Origin of the sequence: Streptomyces sp. NBC_01622 (assembly GCF_045209635.1) — a bacterium.
Taxonomy (GTDB): domain Bacteria; phylum Actinomycetota; class Actinomycetes; order Streptomycetales; family Streptomycetaceae; genus Streptomyces.
Genome location: NZ_CP109293.1, coordinates 8,308,556 through 8,326,429 on the forward strand (window position 1 = coordinate 8,308,556; position 17,874 = coordinate 8,326,429).

The window sequence follows — 17,874 nt, forward strand, 5'->3', positions numbered from 1 at the left end:
GCATGAAGGCTCGCCGCGCGGGGCCGGAAGGGTGGACGAATCGGGCGGCGTGCCCCGTTGCCGCGGGACTCAAGTCGATTTATCGTCCCAGCACGATTCGCGTGCGTGATCACAAAATGTGAAGGGGCCGCGGCCATGGTGGCGAAGAAGACCGCCGTACAGCAGTCGGCGTCCGGGTCCACGAGCGCCAGTGCCTCCGGCGGTGGGGCCAAGGACGTGAGCGGCAAGAAGAGCGCGGTGAAGACGACCGCGGCGAAGAAGGCGGCCGTGAAGACGACTGCCGTGAAGAAGGCGGCCGTGAGGAAAGCGGCTGTGAAGAAGGCGGTCGCATCGAAAGTGGCTTCTTCCGGGAAAGCTCCGGAGGAGGGACCCGAGAGACCGGCGGCCACCAAGAAGGCGGCGGCCAAGAAGAGCACCGCGAAGTCGGCGGTGGTGAAGAAGGCGGCGACGAAGAAGGCCACGGCTACGAAGACGGCGGCTACGAAAGTCGCGACTCCTGGGACGACGGTGGCGAAGAAGGCGGCTGTGAAGAAGACCGCCGCTCCGAAGGCCGCAGGCGCCCCGAGTGAATCCCCGAAGAGCACCCCTACGAAGAAGAGCACCCCTACGAAGTCGACCGCGAAGGCGGCCACCAAGAAGTCGGCGATCGAGAAGTCGGCCACCAAGGCGACCACGAAATCGACGGCCAAGTCGACGGCCAGGTCGACGGCGACCGCCAAGACGACGAACAGCGCGAAGCGCACGAAGAGTGCGGCCAAGAAGGCAACGGCGGGCGCGGCGCGGGCCGCGGAGCAGACGGGAGCCACGACGGTGGTTGCGAAGAAGACTCCTGGTACGGCCACGGCGGCGAAGACACCCGTTCCCAAGGCGCGGCTCGCCGCGGCGGCCGGGCCGGGCGAGCTGGCGGTCCGCCCGGGCGAGGACCCCTGGACGCCTCAGGAGGTCGAGGAGGCCCGCACCGAGCTGCAGGCCGACGCCGAGCGGCTGAGCGAGGAGATCACGTCCACCGAGCGGGCCCTCGCCGGCCTGATGCGGGACTCCGGGGACGGCGCCGGCGACGACCAGGCCGACACCGGCACCAAGAACATCACGCGCGAGAGCGAGATGGCGCTGGCCGCCAACGCGCGCGAGATGCTGATCCAGACCGAGCGCGCCCTCGGGAAGCTGGACGCGGGCACGTACGGCCTGTGCGAGAACTGCGGCAACCCGATCGGCAAGGCGCGCATGCAGGCCTTCCCGCGGGCCACCCTGTGCGTCGAGTGCAAGCAGAAGCAGGAACGCCGCTACTGAGCGCCGGTACTGAACGCCGGTACAGAGGGTGCCGAGAGGTGTGCCGTACCCTCTTCCTCAGTCAGGTACCTAGGTTCGAGGGACTCACGTGGCAGAGGCGGAGCGCATCATCGGTACGCCGGATACCCCAGAGGCGGCGGGGGCCGAGCCGGAGTGGGGCGAGACCGCGCGCCCCAGGGGCAGGCGCCGGATCGCCGTGTTGTTCGCGGTGGCCGCGTTCGCGTACACCCTCGACCTGGTCAGCAAGCTGCTCGTGGTGGCCAAGCTGGAGCACCACGCGCCGATCGAGGTCCTCGGGGACTGGCTGGAGTTCCACGCGATCCGCAACCCCGGCGCGGCCTTCGGGTTCGGCGCGGCCTTCACGGTCATCTTCACGATGATCGCCGCCGCCGTGATCGTGGTGATCGCCCGGCTGGCCCGCAAGCTCTACAGCCTGCCCTGGGCGATTGCGCTCGGGCTCCTGCTGGGCGGCGCCCTCGGCAACCTCACCGACCGGATCTTCCGCTCGCCCGGCATCTTCCAGGGCGAGGTCGTCGACTTCATCGCGCCCAAGGGCTTCGCCGTCTTCAACCTCGCCGACTCGGCGATCGTCTGCGGCGGCATACTGATCGTGCTGCTCTCCTTCCGCGGCCTCGACCCGGACGGCACGGTCCACAAGGACTGAGCGCGAGGCCCATGAGGGCCGAGCGCACCGGCTCGCGTAAGGCGGTGTCGGACCCGTCCGGCATACTCGACCGGGTGAGCACAGTTCCCGAGATCCGAAACCTGCCCGTGCCCGACGGCCTGGAGGGCGAGCGTGTCGACGCCGCCATCTCCCGCATGTTCGGCTTCTCCCGTACGAAGGCCGCCGAGCTGGCCGCGGCGGGGAAGGTCACGGTCGACGGCTCGGTGGTCGGGAAGTCCGAGCGCGTGCACGGCGGGGCCTGGCTGGAGGTCGAGATGCCGCAGGCGCCCGCGCCCGTGCAGATCGTCGCCGAGCCCGTCGAGGGCATGGAGATCGTCTACGACGACGATGACGTGATCGTGATCGTGAAGCCGGTCGGCGTCGCCGCCCACCCCAGCCCCGGCTGGACCGGCACGACCGTCATCGGCGGGCTGGCCGCCGCCGGGTACCGGATCTCGACGTCCGGTGCCGCCGAGCGCCAGGGCATCGTGCACCGCCTCGACGTAGGCACCTCCGGCCTGATGGTGGTCGCGAAGTCGGAGCGCGCGTACACCTCGCTGAAGCGCCAGTTCAAGGAGCGCACGGTCGACAAGCGCTACCACACGCTGGTCCAGGGCCACCCCGATCCGACCAGCGGCACCATCGACGCCCCCATCGGCCGCCACCCGAACCACGACTACAAGTGGGCGGTCACTGCCGAGGGCAAGCCGTCCGTCACGCACTACGACCTCATCGAGGCGTTCCGCGCGGCCTCCCTGCTCGATGTGAAGCTGGAGACCGGCCGCACCCACCAGATCCGCGTCCACATGGCAGCCCACCGGCACCCGTGCGTGGGCGACCTGACGTACGGCGCCGACCCGACGCTCGCCAAGCGGCTGCGCCTGACCCGCCAGTGGCTGCACGCCGTCCGGCTCGGCTTCGAGCACCCCGCCGACGGCCAGTGGGTTGAGTTCGAGAGCGGGTACCCGGACGACCTCCAGCAGGCCCTGGACCTGGTGCGTGAGGAGACGTACGCATGAGTACCACGCCTTATGTGGTGCGTGTCGCCGAGGATCCGGCCGACCAGGAGGCCTGCTTCGCGGTGCGCAAGGAGGTCTTCGTCGTCGAGCAGGGCGTGCCCCAGGAGCTCGAGTACGACGAGTACGACGCCGTAGCGACGCATGTGCTCGCCGTGCGGGAGGACGGGCTGCCGCTGGGCACCGGGCGCCTGCTGCACGGTGAGGCCGCCGCGGCCAAGACCGACGGCGATCTCACTGCGGGCTCCCTGGGGCGGCTGGCCGTCACCAAGGAGGCGCGGGGGCTCGGGGTCGGGGTCGCGCTGGTGCGGGCCATCGAGGACGCGGCACGCGCGCGTGGGCTGGCCGCGGTGGACCTGCACGCCCAGACGCACGCGCTGGGGTTCTACGAACGGCTCGGCTACGAGGCGTACGGCCCGGAGTTCCCGGACGCCGGGATACCGCACCGGGCGATGCGGCGCGCTCTGCGGCCGTAGGGCGTCGTAAGGCTGGTCCGGCAGGCGGCGTGGCAGGCTGGGGCGTCCGCTGCGTGAACCGAACGTCTAGATCCCGCCGGAGCACTGACCGTGGATCAATTGGCCCTGTTGTTCGTCCTGTTGCTCGGGGCCGTGGTGAGTGTCCCGTTGGGGGACCGGTTCGGTCTGCCGGCGCCGGTGCTCATGACGCTCCTCGGGATGGCCCTCGCGATCGCCGACTTCGTGCCGAACGTGAACGTCCCGCCCGACCTGATCCTGCCCCTGTTGCTGCCACCGCTGCTGTACGCGGCCGTACGGCGCACCTCCTGGCGGCAGTTCACCGCCAACATCCGGCCCATCTTCCTGCTGGCCGTGGCGCTGGTGTTCGTCACCACCCTCGCCGTGGCCGCCGTCGCGAGCGCGATCGTGCCCGGGCTGCCGATCGCCGCCGCCGTCGCGCTCGGCGCGCTGGTGGCACCGCCGGACCCGGTCGCAGCGACCGCCGTCGCCGGGCAACTCGGGCTGCCGCGGAGGCTGGTGTCGATCCTGGAGGGTGAGGGCCTCTTCAACGACGTCACGGCCATCGTGCTGTACCACGTGGCGATCGCCGCAGCCGTGAGCGGGTCCTTCAACGCCTGGCGCGCGGGGCTCGACTTCGTGCTGTCCGCGGTCGTCGCCGTGGCGGTCGGACTGGCCCTGGGCTGGGCCGCGAACAAGCTGATGTCGCTGCTCGACGACGCCACCCTGCAGATCGGCCTGACGCTGCTGGTGCCGTACGCCTCGTACGTCCTGGCCGACGAACTGCACGGCTCCGGCGTGCTCGCCGTGCTCACCACCGCCCTGTTCCTCGCCGAGTACTCGCTCGGCGCCGACGACGTGCTGACCCGGCTCGCCGGGGCGACCGTGTGGGACGTGGTGGACACGCTGGTCACCGGGGTCGCGTTCGGGCTCATCGGGCTGGAGCTGCACAACGCGATCCGTACGGCGTCCGGGCGTTGGGGCGAGATGCTCGGCTGGGCCGCCGCGATCGTCGGTGTCGTCGTGGTCGTACGGCTGGCGTGGCTGCTGCCGGCGACCTGGCTGACCAAACGGCTGCACGCCAAGCGGGACTACGACGAGGAGATCCCGACGTCCTGGCGGGAGACCGTGATCATGTGGTGGTCGGGGATGCGCGGGGTGGCCTCTGTGGCCCTGGCGCTGGCGATCCCGCTCACGATGGACGACGGGTCGGCGTTCCCCGACCGGGACGAGATCGTGTTCATCGCGTTCGGCGTGATCATGGCGACGCTGGTGCTGCAGGGGCTCACGCTGCCGTGGCTGGTGAAGCGGCTCGGGGTGCGGGCCGATGTCGACAGCGAGAAGGCGTTCGAGAAGGAGCTCGCGGTGCGGGCGGCGAAGGCCGCGAAGCGGCGGCTGCGGGAGATCGAGGATGTGGAGGAGCTGCCGGAGGAGGTGTCCGAGCAGTTGCTGCGGCGGGCGTTCGACATCGGGGTGCGGATCTCTCCCGAGGTGGGGGACGGGGAGCGGCGGGAGGCGTACGAGAAGAGGGTGAAGCGGGTGAAGCGGATGCGGCGGATCCAGGGCGAGATGATGAGCGCGGCTCGGCATGAGGTGCTGGCGGCGCGGAGCGAGCCGGGGGCGGATCCGGAGATCGTGGACCGGGTGCTTCGGCATCTCGACGTGCGTAGTCTGCGGTGATCTCCCACCCACGCACCGCCCGTTCACCGTCGGCTGGAGGGTGGACGTTTCCGTGGGGGCTCGGCGCCGTCGGCGGCTGCGCGTACGCTCTTGTCATGGCTCGCAATGTCGTAATCAGTGGTGGTGGTACGGGAATTGGGCTCGCCGCGGCGCATGCCTTCGTGGCCGGTGGGGATCGGGTGCTGCTGCTCGGGCGGCGGCGTGAGGTGCTGGAGAAGGCCGGGGTGCCCGGGGCGCTGACGTACGCCGGGGATCTCAGTGAGCCCGAAGTGGTGCGGGGCGTCGCGCGGTTCGTCGCCGAGGAGTTCGGCACGGTGGACGTGCTGGTGCACAGCGCGGGTGGCAACGGGACCCTGGAACCGGCCGGCGGCAGCGGCGACGCGCTGGACGCCGTCGCGCACGACTGGACCGTCAACTTCCGCAGCAACACCCTGAGCGCCGCGCTCCTCACCGAGGCCCTGAAGTCACGGCTCGCGGAGCCGGGCGGGCGGGTGCTGTTCGTCAGTTCCATCGCCGCGTACCGGGGGTCGGGGAGCGGGGCGTACGGCGGGGCCAAGGCCGCGTTGCACCCGTACGCCCATGATCTGGCCCGGGATCTCGGGCCGCGCGGCATCACCGTGAACGTGGTCGCGCCCGGGTACATCGAGGACACCGAGTTCTTCGGACCACAGATCGCGGAGGCCCGGCGTGAGCGGATGATCCGCGACACCTCGACCGGGCGGGCCGGTACCCCCGGGGACATCGCCGCGACCCTGCACTGGCTCGCCTCCCCGGCCGCCGGGCACATCACCTCGCAGGTGATCCAGGTCAACGGTGGTGCCGAGCGCGGGCGTTGAGACGCTTGGTACCGCTCAGCCGCGGTCCGCTCCCGGCGGCTCGTGGGCCGGGCGTGCGCCCCCGCCGTTCGGGAACGTGTTCTCGCCCGGTACCGGTGCCGCGTCCGCCGTGTTGACGCGGGGGAGGGCGTACGGGTGTTCCACGTACAGCCAGCGGATCATCTGTTCGCGGACCGTGACCCGTACCGTCCAGATGTCGTCCGCGTCCTTGGCCGTGACCAGGGCCCGCACCTCCATGGTGTTGGGGGTGGTGTCGGTGACGACCAGACCGTAACTGCGGCCGTCCCAGGCGGGGCAGGCGCGGAGGATCTCGCGGAGCTGCTCGCGCATCGCGTCTACGGGCGCCGAGTGGTCGACCTGGAAGTAGACGATGCCGGTCATCTGCGGGGTGCCGCGCGACCAGTTCTCGAACGGCTTGGACGTGAAGTACGACACCGGCATGGTGATCCGGCGCTCGTCCCAGGTCCGTACCGTGAGGAAGGTCAGGGTGATCTCCTCGATCGTGCCCCACTCGCCGTCCACGACCACGGTGTCGCCGATGCGGACCATGTCGCCGAAGGCGATCTGCAGCCCGGCGAAGAGATTGGCGAGCGTCGACTGCGCCGCCACACCGGCGACGATGCCGAGGACGCCCGCGGAGGCCAGCAGCGAGGCGCCGGCCGCGCGCATGGCGGGGAACGTCAGCAGCATCGAGGCGACCGCCACCACGCCGACGATCGCGGCCACCACCCGCGTGATCAGCGTCACCTGGGTACGGACCCGGCGGACCCGGGCCGCGTCGCGGGAGGCGCGGGCGTAGCGCGCGTACGACGACTCCACGATCGCCGCCGCGACCCTGATCATCAGCCAGGCGGTGGCGCCGATCAGCACCAGGGTCAGGGTCTGGCCGATGCCGACCCGGTGTTCCTCAAGGAGTTGTGCCTGGTCGTAGGAGCCTCTCAGGAAGGCCGCGCAGAGCACCAGTTGGTAGGGGATTCGGCCTCGGCGCAGCAGGCCCCACAGCGTGGTGTCGTCGTGGCGGGCGTCCGCCTTGCGCAGCAGCAGGTCGGTGACCCAGCCGATGAGCAGCGTGAGGACCACGGAGCCGCCGATGACGATCAGCGGGCGCAGTACGTTCTCCATGTGTCCGACCGTACTGGCACGATGGCTTCATGAACATCATGCTCTTCCACTCGACGTACGGACTCCGGCCGGCGGTCCGCGAGGCCGCCGACCGGCTGCGCGCCGCGGGCCACGAGGTGTGGACGCCGGACCTCTTCGAGGGGCATACGTTCGAGACGGTCGAGGAGGGCATGGCCTTCAACGACGGGATCGGCAAGGACGAGCTGCTGAAGCGGGCCGTGCTGGCCGCCGCCCCCTACTCCGAGCGCGGCCTCGTCTACGCCGGGTTCTCGCTCGGCGCCTCCATCGCCCAGACCCTCGCCCTCGGCGACGAGAAGGCCCGCGGACTGCTGCTCCTGCACGGCACCTCGGACATCGCGGCCACGGCCTCCGTCGACGACCTCCCGGTCCAGCTGCATGTCGCCGAGCCGGACCAGTTCGAGACCGACGACTGGCTCAGCTCCTGGTACCTCCAGATGGGCAGAGCCGGCGCCGACGTCGAGATCTACCGGTACGCCGGAGCCGGCCACCTGTACACCGACCCCGGCCTCCCGGACTACGACGAGGAGGCCGCCGAGGCCACCTGGCGGGTGGCCTTCGGCTTCCTCGAAACGCTGTAGCTACACCGGGTCGTACGTCCGCTCGACCTTCTGTGTGCCGCTGCGCGTACGGTACGAGCGCTCCCAGGACGAGGTCGCGGTGGCCGAGGTGCGGTCGGACAGGACGTAGTAGTCCATCTGCGCCCGGTCGGCCGTGATGTCGAGGACGCCGTAGCCGTGGCGGTCCGTGTCGACCCAGTGGACGTGCCGGTTGGCGAGCTGGATGAGCGGGGCGGCGAGCGCGGAGACCGTGCCTTCGGGCACCTTCACTATGTCGTCGAGGTTGTCGGAGGTCACCGAGGTGATCACGAACTCCGTTGCCGCGGACGGCGAGAGCGGGTAAGTGCCGGCGTCCACCGGCACGTCGTTGGCCCAGGACATGTGGATGTCGCCGGTGAGGAAGACCGTGTTGCCGATCGCGTTCGAGCGCAGATGGGCGAGGAGTTCGCGGCGGTCGTCGGTGTAGCCGTCCCACTGGTCGGTGTTGACGCCGATGCCGTCCTGCGGCAGGTCCAGCAGCTTCGCGAGCGGCTTGAGCAGGTCCGCGGTGAGCGAGCCGATGACGAACGGCGCGATCATCACCGAGTTGCCGACCAGCCGCCACTTGGTGTCCGAGGCCTTCAACCCGGCCTTCAGCCAGTCGAGTTGGGCGCGTCCCGTGATCGTACGGTCCGGGTCGTCGACCGAGCCGCTGCCCGAACTCGCCTGCTGCGAACGGAAGGAGCGCAGGTCGAGGAGTGAGAGATCGGCGAGCTTGCCGAAGCGCAGGCGGCGGTAGGTGGTGCCCGCGATGGCGGGACGGACCGGCATCCACTCGAAGTACGCCTGTTTCGCGGCTGCTTGGCGTGCGGTCCAGGTGCCCTCGGCGCCCTCGGTGTGGTTGACCGCGCCGCCCGACCAGGCGTTGTCGGCGAACTCGTGGTCGTCCCAGATCGCGACGACCGGCGCCTTCAGATGCAGCGCCTGGAGGTCGGGGTCCGTCTTGTACTTGCCGTGCCGGGTGCGGTAGTCGGCGAGCGTGATGATCTCGTTCAGCGGCGCGTGCGGCCGTACGACCGTGCCGCGCGCCGCGTACTCGCCGGACTTGTACTCGTAGATGTAGTCGCCCAGGTGCAACCAGGCGTCGAGGTCGTTGCGGGCCGCGAGATGGCGGTACGAGGAGAAGTAGCCCGCTTCCCAGTCGGCGCAGGTGACGACGCCGAAGCGGAGGGCGGAGACGTTCGCGTCCGCCGCCGGCGCGGTGCGGGTGCGCGCCGCCGGGGAGTCGGCGCCGCCGGCCGAGAAGCGGAAGAAGTAGTCGGTGGCCGGGGCCAGGCCGCGGATGTCGGCCTTGACGGTGTGGTCGGAGGCGGCGGTCGCGGTGAGCGAGCCCCTGGAGACGATGTTCGTGAACGCTTTGTCGGTGGCGACGGTCCAGCTCACCTCGGTGTCCGGGCCGAGCCCCGAACCCGGGACCGCCTCGGCGGTGGGCGTCACCCGGGTCCACAGCAGGACGCCGTCCGGGAGCGGGTCCCCGGAGGCGACCCCGTGCAGGAAGGAGGGGGTCTCGGTCGCGGCCCCGGCGGGCAGCGCGGCGACGAGCGGGCCGGCCGGCACGGCGGTGGCGGCAGCGGCCTTGACGACCGTACGGCGGCGCGGGAAGGGCGAGTTGGCGCCCTCGGTTGCTCTGTATCGACTGGTCACGAGCGACCAGGTTACTGATCAGTATTAGCGACAGCGGGCGAACTCGTAAAAGTTCGCCCGCTGTTGTACCGCGTGTCTCACAAAGAGATGGCCGGACGGCTCAGGCCTTGAGGGCCGCCGTGATCGCCGTGGTGAAGTCGGCCACCGTCATCGGCGCGTTCGTGCCGTCGGAGCCGGTCAGTGTCTTGCCGTCCATCTTCAGGGTCGGGGTGCCGGTGACCCCGCTCTTGTCGAAGGTGGCGGACATGTCCAGCGCCCACTTGTCGTAGGTGCCGTCCTTCACGGCCTTCTGGAAGGCCGTGTTGTTCTTCAGGGCGGGGACCGTGTTCGCGACCTTGATCAGGTACGAGTCGTTCTTGAACGTGTCGGTCGTCTCGTCCGGGTGGTACTTCGTCGAGTAGAGAGCGGTCTTGTACTCGAGGAAGGCCTCGGGGCTGACGTTCAGCGCGGCGCCCATGGCGCTCAGCGCGTTCTTGGAGCCCTCGCCGTTGTCCTTGTTGTCGATGAACGTGGCACCGACGTACTGGATCTTGAACTTGCCGGCGTCCCAGTCGCTCTTCACGGTCGAGCCGACGGTCTGCTCGAACTGGGCGCAGATCGGGCAGCGCGGGTCCTCGTACATGACGAGGGTCTTCTTGGCGGTGCTCTTGCCGAGAACGACGGTGGTGCCGTTGGTGCCGGTGGTGTTGGCCGGCTTGACGAGCTTGTCGTCCTTCGCCGCCTCCCAGTAGCCGGGCTTGTTGCCCTGCACGACCGCGTAGCCGATACCGCCGGCTATCGCGAGGACGCCGACGACCGAACCGGCGACTATGAGCTGCCGCTTGACCTTGGCGCGCTTGGCCTGGCGCTCGCGCTCGGCGCGCAGCCGCTCACGGGCCTGCGTCTTGGCGGCCGCGCTGTTCCGCTTGCTCATGGTGGTGATCTCCATCAGGGACGCGCATGTGTGGTGCGCGGAATAGGTATGGGGGACTGACTACTGGGGGTGCTTGGGCGCGCGGTGCTGTTTCAGACCGCGAGGAGGACCGAGCACGGCGGTCCACGCCGTCCCAGGGAGTGCACCAGCAGGCGCTCACGGGCGCCGGCCGTACGGTGCGAGGTGCGCGGCAGCCGGCCGACCGCCGGGGTGCGCCGGCCCGTCATCGCGGTCACGGCGAGCAACAGTGGCCGGAATCCGACCGCCGTAGCCGCGCGCAGCAGTTCGGTCAGCGCGCGCTCGCCGCGGCGCAGATACGCGGCGGCCAGCAGCCCCACGCCGATGTGCGCGCCGAGCAGCAGCCAGGCGGCGGTGGCGTCGGTGTGCGCGAGCAGCGCCGCCGCCTGCTGGGGATTGTCGGTCATCCGGGCCAGCGGGGTGCCCACGCTGCCGCCGCTGCACAGCACGTCCAGGCCGACCGCGCGCAGCGGTCCGGCGACCGGGCCGCCCGCCCTGCCGTAGCAGGCGTGCTGGCCGGTGGTGAACACCGTGTCGGCGGCCAGTTCCAGCGGGATCAGCAGTGCGGCGATGCGGCCGAAGCCGCGCTCGCGGCCCGCCAGCGCGTACGCGAGCACGAACACGGTGGCCGCGATTACGGCCACCGTGCCGAACGGAAGCGGAACCCGGGACAGCAGCACGTGCGACGCGGTGCTGAGCGTCACGACCAGTGCCGTGAACAGCGCCGCGCGTACGGCCCTGAGCTGGATCCCGGATATGTCCATAGCGGAGGTGAGTCTGTCATGTGCTCCGGTAAGGGACCCCTAAAGGGTTCCTGTGAGCGTACGGATGGTTACAGACCCGGAATCCGGCCGTTGCGGAACAGGTCGACGAAGATCTGGTGGTCACCGCGCGCGCGTGCGCCGTAGTCGTGCGCGAAGTCGACCAGGACGCCCGCGAAGCCGTCCTCGTCGGCCGCGATCGCCGCGTCGATGGCCCGCTCGGTGGAGAACGGCACCAGGGACTCGCCGGACTGGTCGTCGGCCGCCGCGTGCATGGTGGCCGTGGCCCGCCCGAGGTCCGCGACGACGGCGGCGATCTCCTCCGGGTCGTCGATGTCGCTCCAGTCCAGGTCCACCGCGTACGGCGACACCTCGGCGACCAGCTGCCCCGAGCCGTCCAGCTCGGTCCAGCCCAGCCACGGGTCCGCGTGCGCCTGGAGGGCGCGCTGCGAGATCACCGTGCGGTGGCCCTCGTGCTGGAAGTAGTCCCGGATCGCCGGATCCGTGATGTGCCGGGAGACGGCCGGCGTCTGGGCCTGCTTGATGTAGATCACGACGTCGTTCTCCAGGGCGTCGCTGTTGCCTTCCAGGAGGATGTTGTACGACGGCAGCCCGGCCGAGCCGATGCCGATCCCGCGGCGGCCGACGACGTCCTTCACGCGGTACGAGTCGGGGCGGTCAAGGGAGGACTCGGGGAGGGTCTCCAGGTAGCCGTCGAAGGCCGCGAGGACCTTGTACCGGGTGGCCGCGTCCAGCTCGATGGAGCCGCCGCCCGACGCGAACCGGCGCTCGAAATCACGGATCTCCGTCATCGAGTCCAGCAGTTCGAAGCGGGTCAGCGAGCGGGCGGTGCGCAGCGCGCCCAGCAGGGGCCCGTCGGCGGTGTCCAGGGTGAACGGCGGCACCTCGTCGCTCTTCGCGCCGGTCGCCAGGGCGTGCACCCGCTCGCGGTAGGCGCCCGCGTAGATCTTCACCAGCTCGGTGATCTGCTCGTCACTGAGCGCCTTCGCGTACCCGAGGAGTGCGATGGAGCCCGCGAAGCGCTTCAGGTCCCACGTGAACGGGCCGACGTAGGCCTCGTCGAAGTCGTTGACGTTGAAGACCAGGCGGCCGTTGGAGTCCATGTACGTGCCGAAGTTCTCGGCGTGCAGGTCGCCGTGGATCCACACGCGCGAGGTGCGGTCGTCCAGGTAGGGGCCGCCCCGCTTCTCCGCGTCGAGGTCGTGATAGAAGAGGGCCGCCGTGCCCCGGTAGAAGGCGAAGGCGGAGGCCGCCATCTTCCGGAACTTCACGCGGAACGCGGCCGGGTCGGCGGCCAGGAGCTCGCCGAAGGCGGTGTCGAAGACAGCGAGGATCTCCTCGCCGCGGTGCTCGTCGTTGAGCTGCGGAACCGACATCGCTCTGTGCCTCCTGGTACGGGTGGTGCATGACATGTGACGGGTCTGTCGTCACTTTCCAACGCTTGAAGGTACGTGGGAGTGCCCGCCCTGTGTCAGTGGTGAGGCATAGGATTCGGTCTCGTCCCCCCAGACCGCCCGCTGTCTGTTGTCGACTGTTTCCCCTGGAGGCCAAGCCGTGTCAAAGCCGCCGTTCACGCACCTGCACGTCCACACCCAGTACTCGCTGCTGGACGGTGCCGCGCGGCTGAAGGACATGTTCAACGCGTGCAACGAGATGGGCATGACCCACATCGCGATGTCCGACCACGGCAACCTCCACGGTGCCTACGACTTCTTCCACACGGCCAAGAAGGCGGGCGTCACGCCGATCATCGGCATCGAGGCGTACGTCGCCCCCGAGTCCCGGCGCAACAAGCGCAAGATCCAGTGGGGCCAGCCGCACCAGAAGCGCGACGACGTGTCCGGTTCCGGTGGTTACACCCACAAGACGATCTGGGCGGCGAACAAGACGGGCCTGCACAACCTCTTCAAGCTGTCCTCGGACGCGTACGCCGAGGGCTGGCTCCAGAAGTGGCCGCGCATGGACAAGGAGACCATCTCCCAGTGGTCCGAGGGGCTCATCGCCTCCACCGGCTGCCCCTCGGGCGAGCTGCAGACCAGGCTGCGCCTCGGCCAGGAGGAAGAAGCCCTCAAGGCGGCGGCCGAGTACCAGGACATCTTCGGCAAGGACCGCTACTTCCTGGAGCTGATGGACCACGGCATCGAGATCGAGCGCCGGGTCCGTGACGGCCTCCTCGACATCGGCCGCAAGCTCGGCATCCCGCCCCTGGTGACCAACGACTCGCACTACACGTACGCGCACGAGGCGACCGCCCACGACGCCCTGCTGTGCATCCAGACCGGCAAGAACCTCTCCGACCCGGACCGCTTCCGGTTCGACGGCACCGGCTACTACCTGAAGTCCACCGACGAGATGTACGCCGTGGACTCCTCGGACGCCTGGCAGGAGGGCTGCCGCAACACCCTCCTGGTCGCCGAACAGATCGACACCACCGGCATGTTCGAGGCCAAGAACCTCATGCCGAAGTTTGACATCCCGGAGGGCTACACCGAGGTCACCTGGTTCAAGGAGGAGGTGCGCCTCGGCATGGAGCGCCGCTTCCCGGGCGGCGTCCCCGAGGACCGCCAGAAGCAGGTCGAGTACGAGCTGGACGTCATCATCCAGATGGGCTTCCCCGGCTACTTCCTCGTGGTCGCCGACTTCATCATGTGGGCCAAGAACAACGGCATCGCGGTCGGCCCCGGCCGAGGCTCCGCGGCCGGTTCGATCGTCGCGTACGCCCTGGGCATCACCGACCTCGACCCGATCCCGCACGGCCTGATCTTCGAGCGGTTCCTCAACCCCGAGCGCGTCTCCATGCCCGATGTCGACATCGACTTCGACGAGCGTCGGCGCGTCGAAGTCATCAGGTACGTGACGGAGAAGTACGGCGCCGACAAGGTCGCCATGATCGGCACCTACGGCAAGATCAAGGCCAAGAACGCCATCAAGGACTCCGCGCGCGTGCTGGGCTACCCGTACGCGATGGGCGACCGCCTCACCAAGGCGATGCCCGCCGACGTCCTCGGCAAGGGCATCGACCTCGACGGCATCACCAACCCCTCGCACCCCCGCTACGGCGAGGCGGGCGAGATCCGCGGGATGTACGAGAACGAGGCGGACGTCAAGAAGGTCATCGACACCGCCAAGGGCGTCGAGGGCCTGGTCCGGCAGATGGGCGTGCACGCCGCCGGCGTCATCATGTCCAGCGAGCCCATCGTCGACCACGCCCCGATCTGGGTGCGGCACACGGACGGCGTGACCATCACACAGTGGGACTACCCGCAGTGCGAGTCGCTCGGCCTGATCAAGATGGACTTCCTGGGCCTGCGCAACCTCACCATCATGGACGACGCCGTCAAGATGGTGGAGAGCAACAAGGGCGTCAAGCTCCAGCTCCTCGACGTCGCGCTGGACGACCCCAAGACCTATGAACTGCTGTGCCGCGGCGACACGTTGGGCGTGTTCCAGTTCGACGGCGGCCCGATGCGTTCGCTGCTGCGCCAGATGCAGCCCGACAACTTCGAGGACATCTCCGCCGTCTCGGCCCTGTACCGGCCCGGCCCGATGGGCATGAACTCGCACATCAACTACGCCGAGCGCAAGAACAAGCGCCAGGAGATCACCCCGATCCACAAGGAGCTCGCGGAGCCCCTCGAAGAGGTCCTCGCGGTCACCTACGGCCTGATCGTGTACCAGGAGCAGGTGCAGAAGGCCGCCCAGATCGTCGCCGGTTACTCGCTCGGCGAGGCCGACATCCTGCGCCGCGTGATGGGCAAGAAGAAGCCCGACGAACTGGCGAAGAACTTCACCATCTTCCAGGAGGGCGCCCGGAAGAACGGCTACAGCGACGAGGCGATCCAGGGTCTGTGGGACGTCCTGGTCCCCTTCGCCGGCTACGCCTTCAACAAGGCGCACTCCGCCGCGTACGGCCTGGTCTCGTACTGGACCGCCTACCTCAAGGCCAACTACCCGGCCGAGTACATGGCGGCGCTGCTCACCTCGGTCAAGGACGACAAGGACAAGTCCGCGATCTACCTGAACGAGTGCCGGCGCATGAAGATCAAGGTGCTCCCGCCGAACGTCAACGAGTCGGTGCACAACTTCGCCGCCCAGGGCGACGACGTGATCCTCTTCGGCCTGGAGGCCGTGCGCAACGTCGGCACGAACGTGGTCGACTCGATCATCAGGTCCCGCAAGGCGAAGGGGAAGTACGCCTCCTTCCCCGACTACCTGGACAAGGTCGAGGCCGCCGCCTGTAACAAGCGCACCACCGAATCCCTCATCAAGGCAGGCGCGTTCGACACCCTCGGGCACACCCGCAAGGGCCTCACCGCGCACTTCGAGCCGATGATCGACAACGTGGTGGCGGTCAAGCGCAAGGAGGCCGAGGGGCAGTTCGACCTCTTCGGCGGCATGGGCGACGAGGACACCAGCGAGCCCGGCTTCGGACTCGACGTGGAGTTCACCACCGACGAGTGGGAGAAGACCTATCTCCTCGCCCAGGAGCGGGAGATGCTCGGTCTGTACGTCTCCGACCACCCGCTCTTCGGGCTGGAGCACGTGCTGTCCGACAAGGCCGACGCGGGCATCGCCCAGCTCACCGGAGGTGAGCACGCGGACGGCGCGGTCGTCACCATCGGCGGCATCATCTCGGGCCTCCAGCGCAAGATGACCAAGCAGGGCAACGCCTGGGCGATCGCCACCGTCGAGGACCTCGCGGGCTCCATCGAGTGCATGTTCTTCCCGGCGACCTACCAGCTCATCTCGACCCAACTCGTCGAGGACACCATCGTGTTCGTCAAGGGGCGCCTGGACAAGAGGGAAGACGTGCCCCGTCTTGTCGCGATGGAGATGCAGGTCCCGGACGTGTCGAACGTGGGCACCAACGCGCCCGTGATCCTCACCATCCCGGCGACCAGGGTCACCCCGCCGATGGTGAGCAGGCTCGGTGAGATCCTCAGCCACCACCGCGGCGACAGCGAGGTCCGCATCAGGCTCCAGGGCCCGACGAAGACCACCGTGCTGCGCCTGGACCGGCACCGGGTGAAGCCCGACCCGGCGCTGTTCGGCGACCTGAAGGTGCTGCTCGGCCCGGCCTGCCTGGCGGGCTGAGCAACGGACTTGCAGAAGTGACTGAGGGGCGCATCCGCCAACGGATGCGCCCCTCAGTCGTTCAACAACCCTTGAAACGGGCCTCAGTTGTGGCCGAAGCGCTTCTGTTTGCCCTTGCGGGCCATGTCGCTCGGCGTCGCCTGGGATATGCGCTGTTCGGCCTGTGCCTCCATCGAGGACGACGTGGCCTGCTCCTGGGCGCGCTCCGACTGCGGCTGCTTACGGTCACGGTGCTTGTTCTTGGCCATGGTGATCTGCCTCCTGAAGGGGATCTAGGGGCCAGGGCCGCGACCAGATTCACATAGGCTGACGAAGAACGCATTTCGGATAATTACCGTGTGTGACATGGTTGGTGCGAGACGGAAGCACCGAAACGCCACGCCGAAGATCGAGTTTCGGGCCGTTAACCCCAGTGCGGTCGGGCAGACTCGAAGCGAGCCCGAAGCAAAACCGACCGGGAAGAGGGTGAGTCGCGTGGACCGCTGCATCGTCCTGGTGGACGCCGGGTATCTGCTGGGGGCGGCGGCCAGTCTCCTCGCCGGAGAGCCCTCGCGTTCCCGGATCACCGTCGATCACGCCGCCCTCATCCAGGGCCTGCGCGAGCGCGCCGAGTCCGACACGGAACGGCCCCTGCTCCGCATCTACTGGTTCGACGGCGCCCCCGACCGCGTCCCGCAGCCCGAGCACCGCAGGCTGCGCGTGATGCCCCGCGTGACCGTCCGCCTAGGCGCCCTGACCCGCAGCGACGGCCGCTGGGCGCAGAAGGGCGTCGACGCCGCCATGCACGCCGAACTGACCGAACTGGCCCGCAACCGCGCCTGCTCCGACGTCGTCCTTGTCACCGGCGACGGCGACCTGCTGCCGGGCATGATGGCCGCCAAGGAGCACGGCGTCGCCGTACACCTGTGGGCCGTGCAGGCCGCCGACGGGGACTACAACCAGTCCGAGGACCTGGTCGCCGAGGCCGACGAGCGGCGGGTGCTCGACCGGACGTGGATCACCAAGGCCGTACGGGCGAAGGACCTCGGCGGGGTGTGTGCGCCGCAGCCCGTGCCCAGGCCGGAGATCGCCGCGATCCTGTCCGCGCCGCTGCCCGAGTCCGCGCCGGCGGCGCGCGAGCGGGTGGTCGAGGAGGGTGAGCACGCGGCGGCGGAGGCCGGCTCGGAGAACGGCACGCAGGAGCGGGTGCCCGCGCCCAAGGGCGTGCCGACCCCGAAGGACCTGGCGAGCCTGAAGGCCCCGGGGGCCGCCGCTCCCGCGCAGAATCCCGCGAGCGCGACCCTGCGCTGGTCCTCCGACAAAGGGTGGGTCGACCGGCCGGGCGGCGCCGCCGAGCCGCCCGAGGTCGCCTCGATGCCGACGCTGGCGCAGCTGACCACCGCCGAGCAGCGCTGGGCCGACCGCGAGGAGGACATCACCACGGTCGGCGGCGACCCCTTCGAGGTCGGACAGGTGTTCGCCCGCCGGTGGATGGGCCGCCTCGGCGACCAGGGCGCCCACCTGCAGAAACTCTCCGGAATGTATCCCCGCGTCCCGCACCGCATCGACGGGGAACTGCTGCGCTACGCGGCCCGCTTCGGACTTCTCGCCCACAAGGACGACCAGATCGACGAGCACGACCGGTACGCGATCCGGGCCGGGTTCTGGCGCGAGATCGACGTACGCACGGCGGCCGAGCACGCCCCCGCGGGGGATTGACGCTCTTTACCGGGGTATTTGCGGTTC

Annotated in this window: 15 protein-coding genes; 9 read left to right on the top strand and 6 right to left on the bottom strand. The window is 69.4% G+C overall.

The window, feature by feature from the left end:
* Positions 1 to 135 precede the first annotated feature (135 nt).
* The 6 genes from OH768_RS38450 to OH768_RS38475 all read left to right on the top strand — a co-directional run bounded on the left by OH768_RS38450 (position 136) and on the right by OH768_RS38475 (position 5,959).
* Complete coding sequence (locus OH768_RS38450) at positions 136 to 1,290, top strand: TraR/DksA C4-type zinc finger protein (RefSeq protein WP_406460748.1); 1,155 nt, start codon at positions 136 to 138, stop codon at positions 1,288 to 1,290.
* Positions 1,291 to 1,378: 88 nt separating this feature from the next.
* Positions 1,379 to 1,954: a signal peptidase II gene (gene lspA / locus OH768_RS38455; RefSeq protein WP_406460749.1), complete on the top strand. Its 576-nt coding sequence runs from the start codon at positions 1,379 to 1,381 to the stop codon at positions 1,952 to 1,954.
* A gap of 74 nt (positions 1,955 to 2,028) precedes the next feature.
* Complete coding sequence (locus OH768_RS38460) at positions 2,029 to 2,973, top strand: RluA family pseudouridine synthase (RefSeq protein ID WP_033284519.1); 945 nt, start codon at positions 2,029 to 2,031, stop codon at positions 2,971 to 2,973.
* Positions 2,970 to 3,446: a GNAT family N-acetyltransferase gene (locus OH768_RS38465; protein ID WP_406460752.1), complete on the top strand. Its 477-nt coding sequence runs from the start codon at positions 2,970 to 2,972 to the stop codon at positions 3,444 to 3,446. The genes OH768_RS38460 and OH768_RS38465 overlap by 4 nt, the downstream gene beginning before the upstream one ends.
* 90 nt (positions 3,447 to 3,536) lie before the next feature.
* Positions 3,537 to 5,123, top strand: a complete 1,587-nt coding sequence (locus OH768_RS38470) for a Na+/H+ antiporter (protein ID WP_406460754.1) — start codon at positions 3,537 to 3,539, stop codon at positions 5,121 to 5,123.
* Between the two features lie 95 nt (positions 5,124 to 5,218).
* Positions 5,219 to 5,959: an SDR family NAD(P)-dependent oxidoreductase gene (locus OH768_RS38475; RefSeq protein WP_406460756.1), complete on the top strand. Its 741-nt coding sequence runs from the start codon at positions 5,219 to 5,221 to the stop codon at positions 5,957 to 5,959.
* Positions 5,960 to 5,974: 15 nt separating this feature from the next.
* Here OH768_RS38475 and OH768_RS38480 read toward each other — a convergent pair whose 3' ends face one another.
* Complete coding sequence (locus tag OH768_RS38480; protein ID WP_406460758.1) at positions 5,975 to 7,081, bottom strand: mechanosensitive ion channel family protein; 1,107 nt, start codon at positions 7,079 to 7,081, stop codon at positions 5,975 to 5,977.
* Positions 7,082 to 7,110: 29 nt separating this feature from the next.
* Between OH768_RS38480 and OH768_RS38485 the strand changes: the two genes are divergently transcribed.
* Positions 7,111 to 7,680: a dienelactone hydrolase family protein gene (locus tag OH768_RS38485; RefSeq protein ID WP_406460760.1), complete on the top strand. Its 570-nt coding sequence runs from the start codon at positions 7,111 to 7,113 to the stop codon at positions 7,678 to 7,680.
* On the opposite strand, the gene OH768_RS38490 is transcribed toward OH768_RS38485, so the two are convergent.
* The 4 genes from OH768_RS38490 to OH768_RS38505 all read right to left on the bottom strand — a co-directional run bounded on the left by OH768_RS38490 (position 7,681) and on the right by OH768_RS38505 (position 12,431).
* Complete coding sequence (locus OH768_RS38490) at positions 7,681 to 9,342, bottom strand: alkaline phosphatase D family protein (protein ID WP_406460762.1); 1,662 nt, start codon at positions 9,340 to 9,342, stop codon at positions 7,681 to 7,683.
* Positions 9,343 to 9,442: 100 nt separating this feature from the next.
* On the bottom strand, positions 9,443 to 10,255 hold the full coding sequence (locus OH768_RS38495; protein WP_406460764.1) for a thioredoxin domain-containing protein: 813 nt from the start codon (positions 10,253 to 10,255) through the stop codon (positions 9,443 to 9,445).
* Positions 10,256 to 10,347: 92 nt separating this feature from the next.
* Positions 10,348 to 11,037 carry a hypothetical protein gene (locus OH768_RS38500; protein ID WP_406460765.1) on the bottom strand — a complete coding sequence of 230 codons (690 nt, stop codon included), beginning with the start codon at positions 11,035 to 11,037 and terminating at the stop codon, positions 10,348 to 10,350.
* 68 nt (positions 11,038 to 11,105) lie between these two features.
* Positions 11,106 to 12,431, bottom strand: coding sequence for a DUF2252 domain-containing protein (locus OH768_RS38505; RefSeq protein ID WP_406460767.1), 1,326 nt, complete (start codon positions 12,429 to 12,431; stop codon positions 11,106 to 11,108).
* A 178-nt stretch (positions 12,432 to 12,609) separates the two neighbouring features.
* Here OH768_RS38505 and dnaE point away from each other — a divergent pair, with 178 nt between their 5' ends.
* Entirely contained in the window at positions 12,610 to 16,149 is a 3,540-nt protein-coding gene (gene dnaE / locus OH768_RS38510) for a DNA polymerase III subunit alpha (RefSeq protein WP_406460769.1), read from the top strand.
* A gap of 83 nt (positions 16,150 to 16,232) precedes the next feature.
* Here dnaE and OH768_RS38515 read toward each other — a convergent pair whose 3' ends face one another.
* Positions 16,233 to 16,397: a hypothetical protein gene (locus OH768_RS38515; RefSeq protein ID WP_019067731.1), complete on the bottom strand. Its 165-nt coding sequence runs from the start codon at positions 16,395 to 16,397 to the stop codon at positions 16,233 to 16,235.
* A gap of 226 nt (positions 16,398 to 16,623) precedes the next feature.
* On the opposite strand from OH768_RS38515, the gene OH768_RS38520 reads away from it, so the two are divergent.
* Positions 16,624 to 17,847, top strand: a complete 1,224-nt coding sequence (locus OH768_RS38520; protein ID WP_406460770.1) for an NYN domain-containing protein — start codon at positions 16,624 to 16,626, stop codon at positions 17,845 to 17,847.
* The last annotated feature ends 27 nt before the right edge of the window (positions 17,848 to 17,874 follow it).

Coding starts and splice junctions, on each gene's coding strand:
- OH768_RS38450 (WP_406460748.1), top strand. CDS start 136: ATGGTGGCGAAGAAGACCGCCGTACAGCAGTCGGCGTCCGGGTCCACG.
- OH768_RS38465 (WP_406460752.1), top strand. CDS start 2,970: ATGAGTACCACGCCTTATGTGGTGCGTGTCGCCGAGGATCCGGCCGAC.
- OH768_RS38475 (WP_406460756.1), top strand. CDS start 5,219: ATGGCTCGCAATGTCGTAATCAGTGGTGGTGGTACGGGAATTGGGCTC.
- OH768_RS38480 (WP_406460758.1), bottom strand. CDS start 7,081: ATGGAGAACGTACTGCGCCCGCTGATCGTCATCGGCGGCTCCGTGGTC.
- OH768_RS38485 (WP_406460760.1), top strand. CDS start 7,111: ATGAACATCATGCTCTTCCACTCGACGTACGGACTCCGGCCGGCGGTC.
- OH768_RS38495 (WP_406460764.1), bottom strand. CDS start 10,255: ATGAGCAAGCGGAACAGCGCGGCCGCCAAGACGCAGGCCCGTGAGCGG.
- OH768_RS38500 (WP_406460765.1), bottom strand. CDS start 11,037: ATGGACATATCCGGGATCCAGCTCAGGGCCGTACGCGCGGCGCTGTTC.
- OH768_RS38505 (WP_406460767.1), bottom strand. CDS start 12,431: ATGTCGGTTCCGCAGCTCAACGACGAGCACCGCGGCGAGGAGATCCTC.
- OH768_RS38515 (WP_019067731.1), bottom strand. CDS start 16,397: ATGGCCAAGAACAAGCACCGTGACCGTAAGCAGCCGCAGTCGGAGCGC.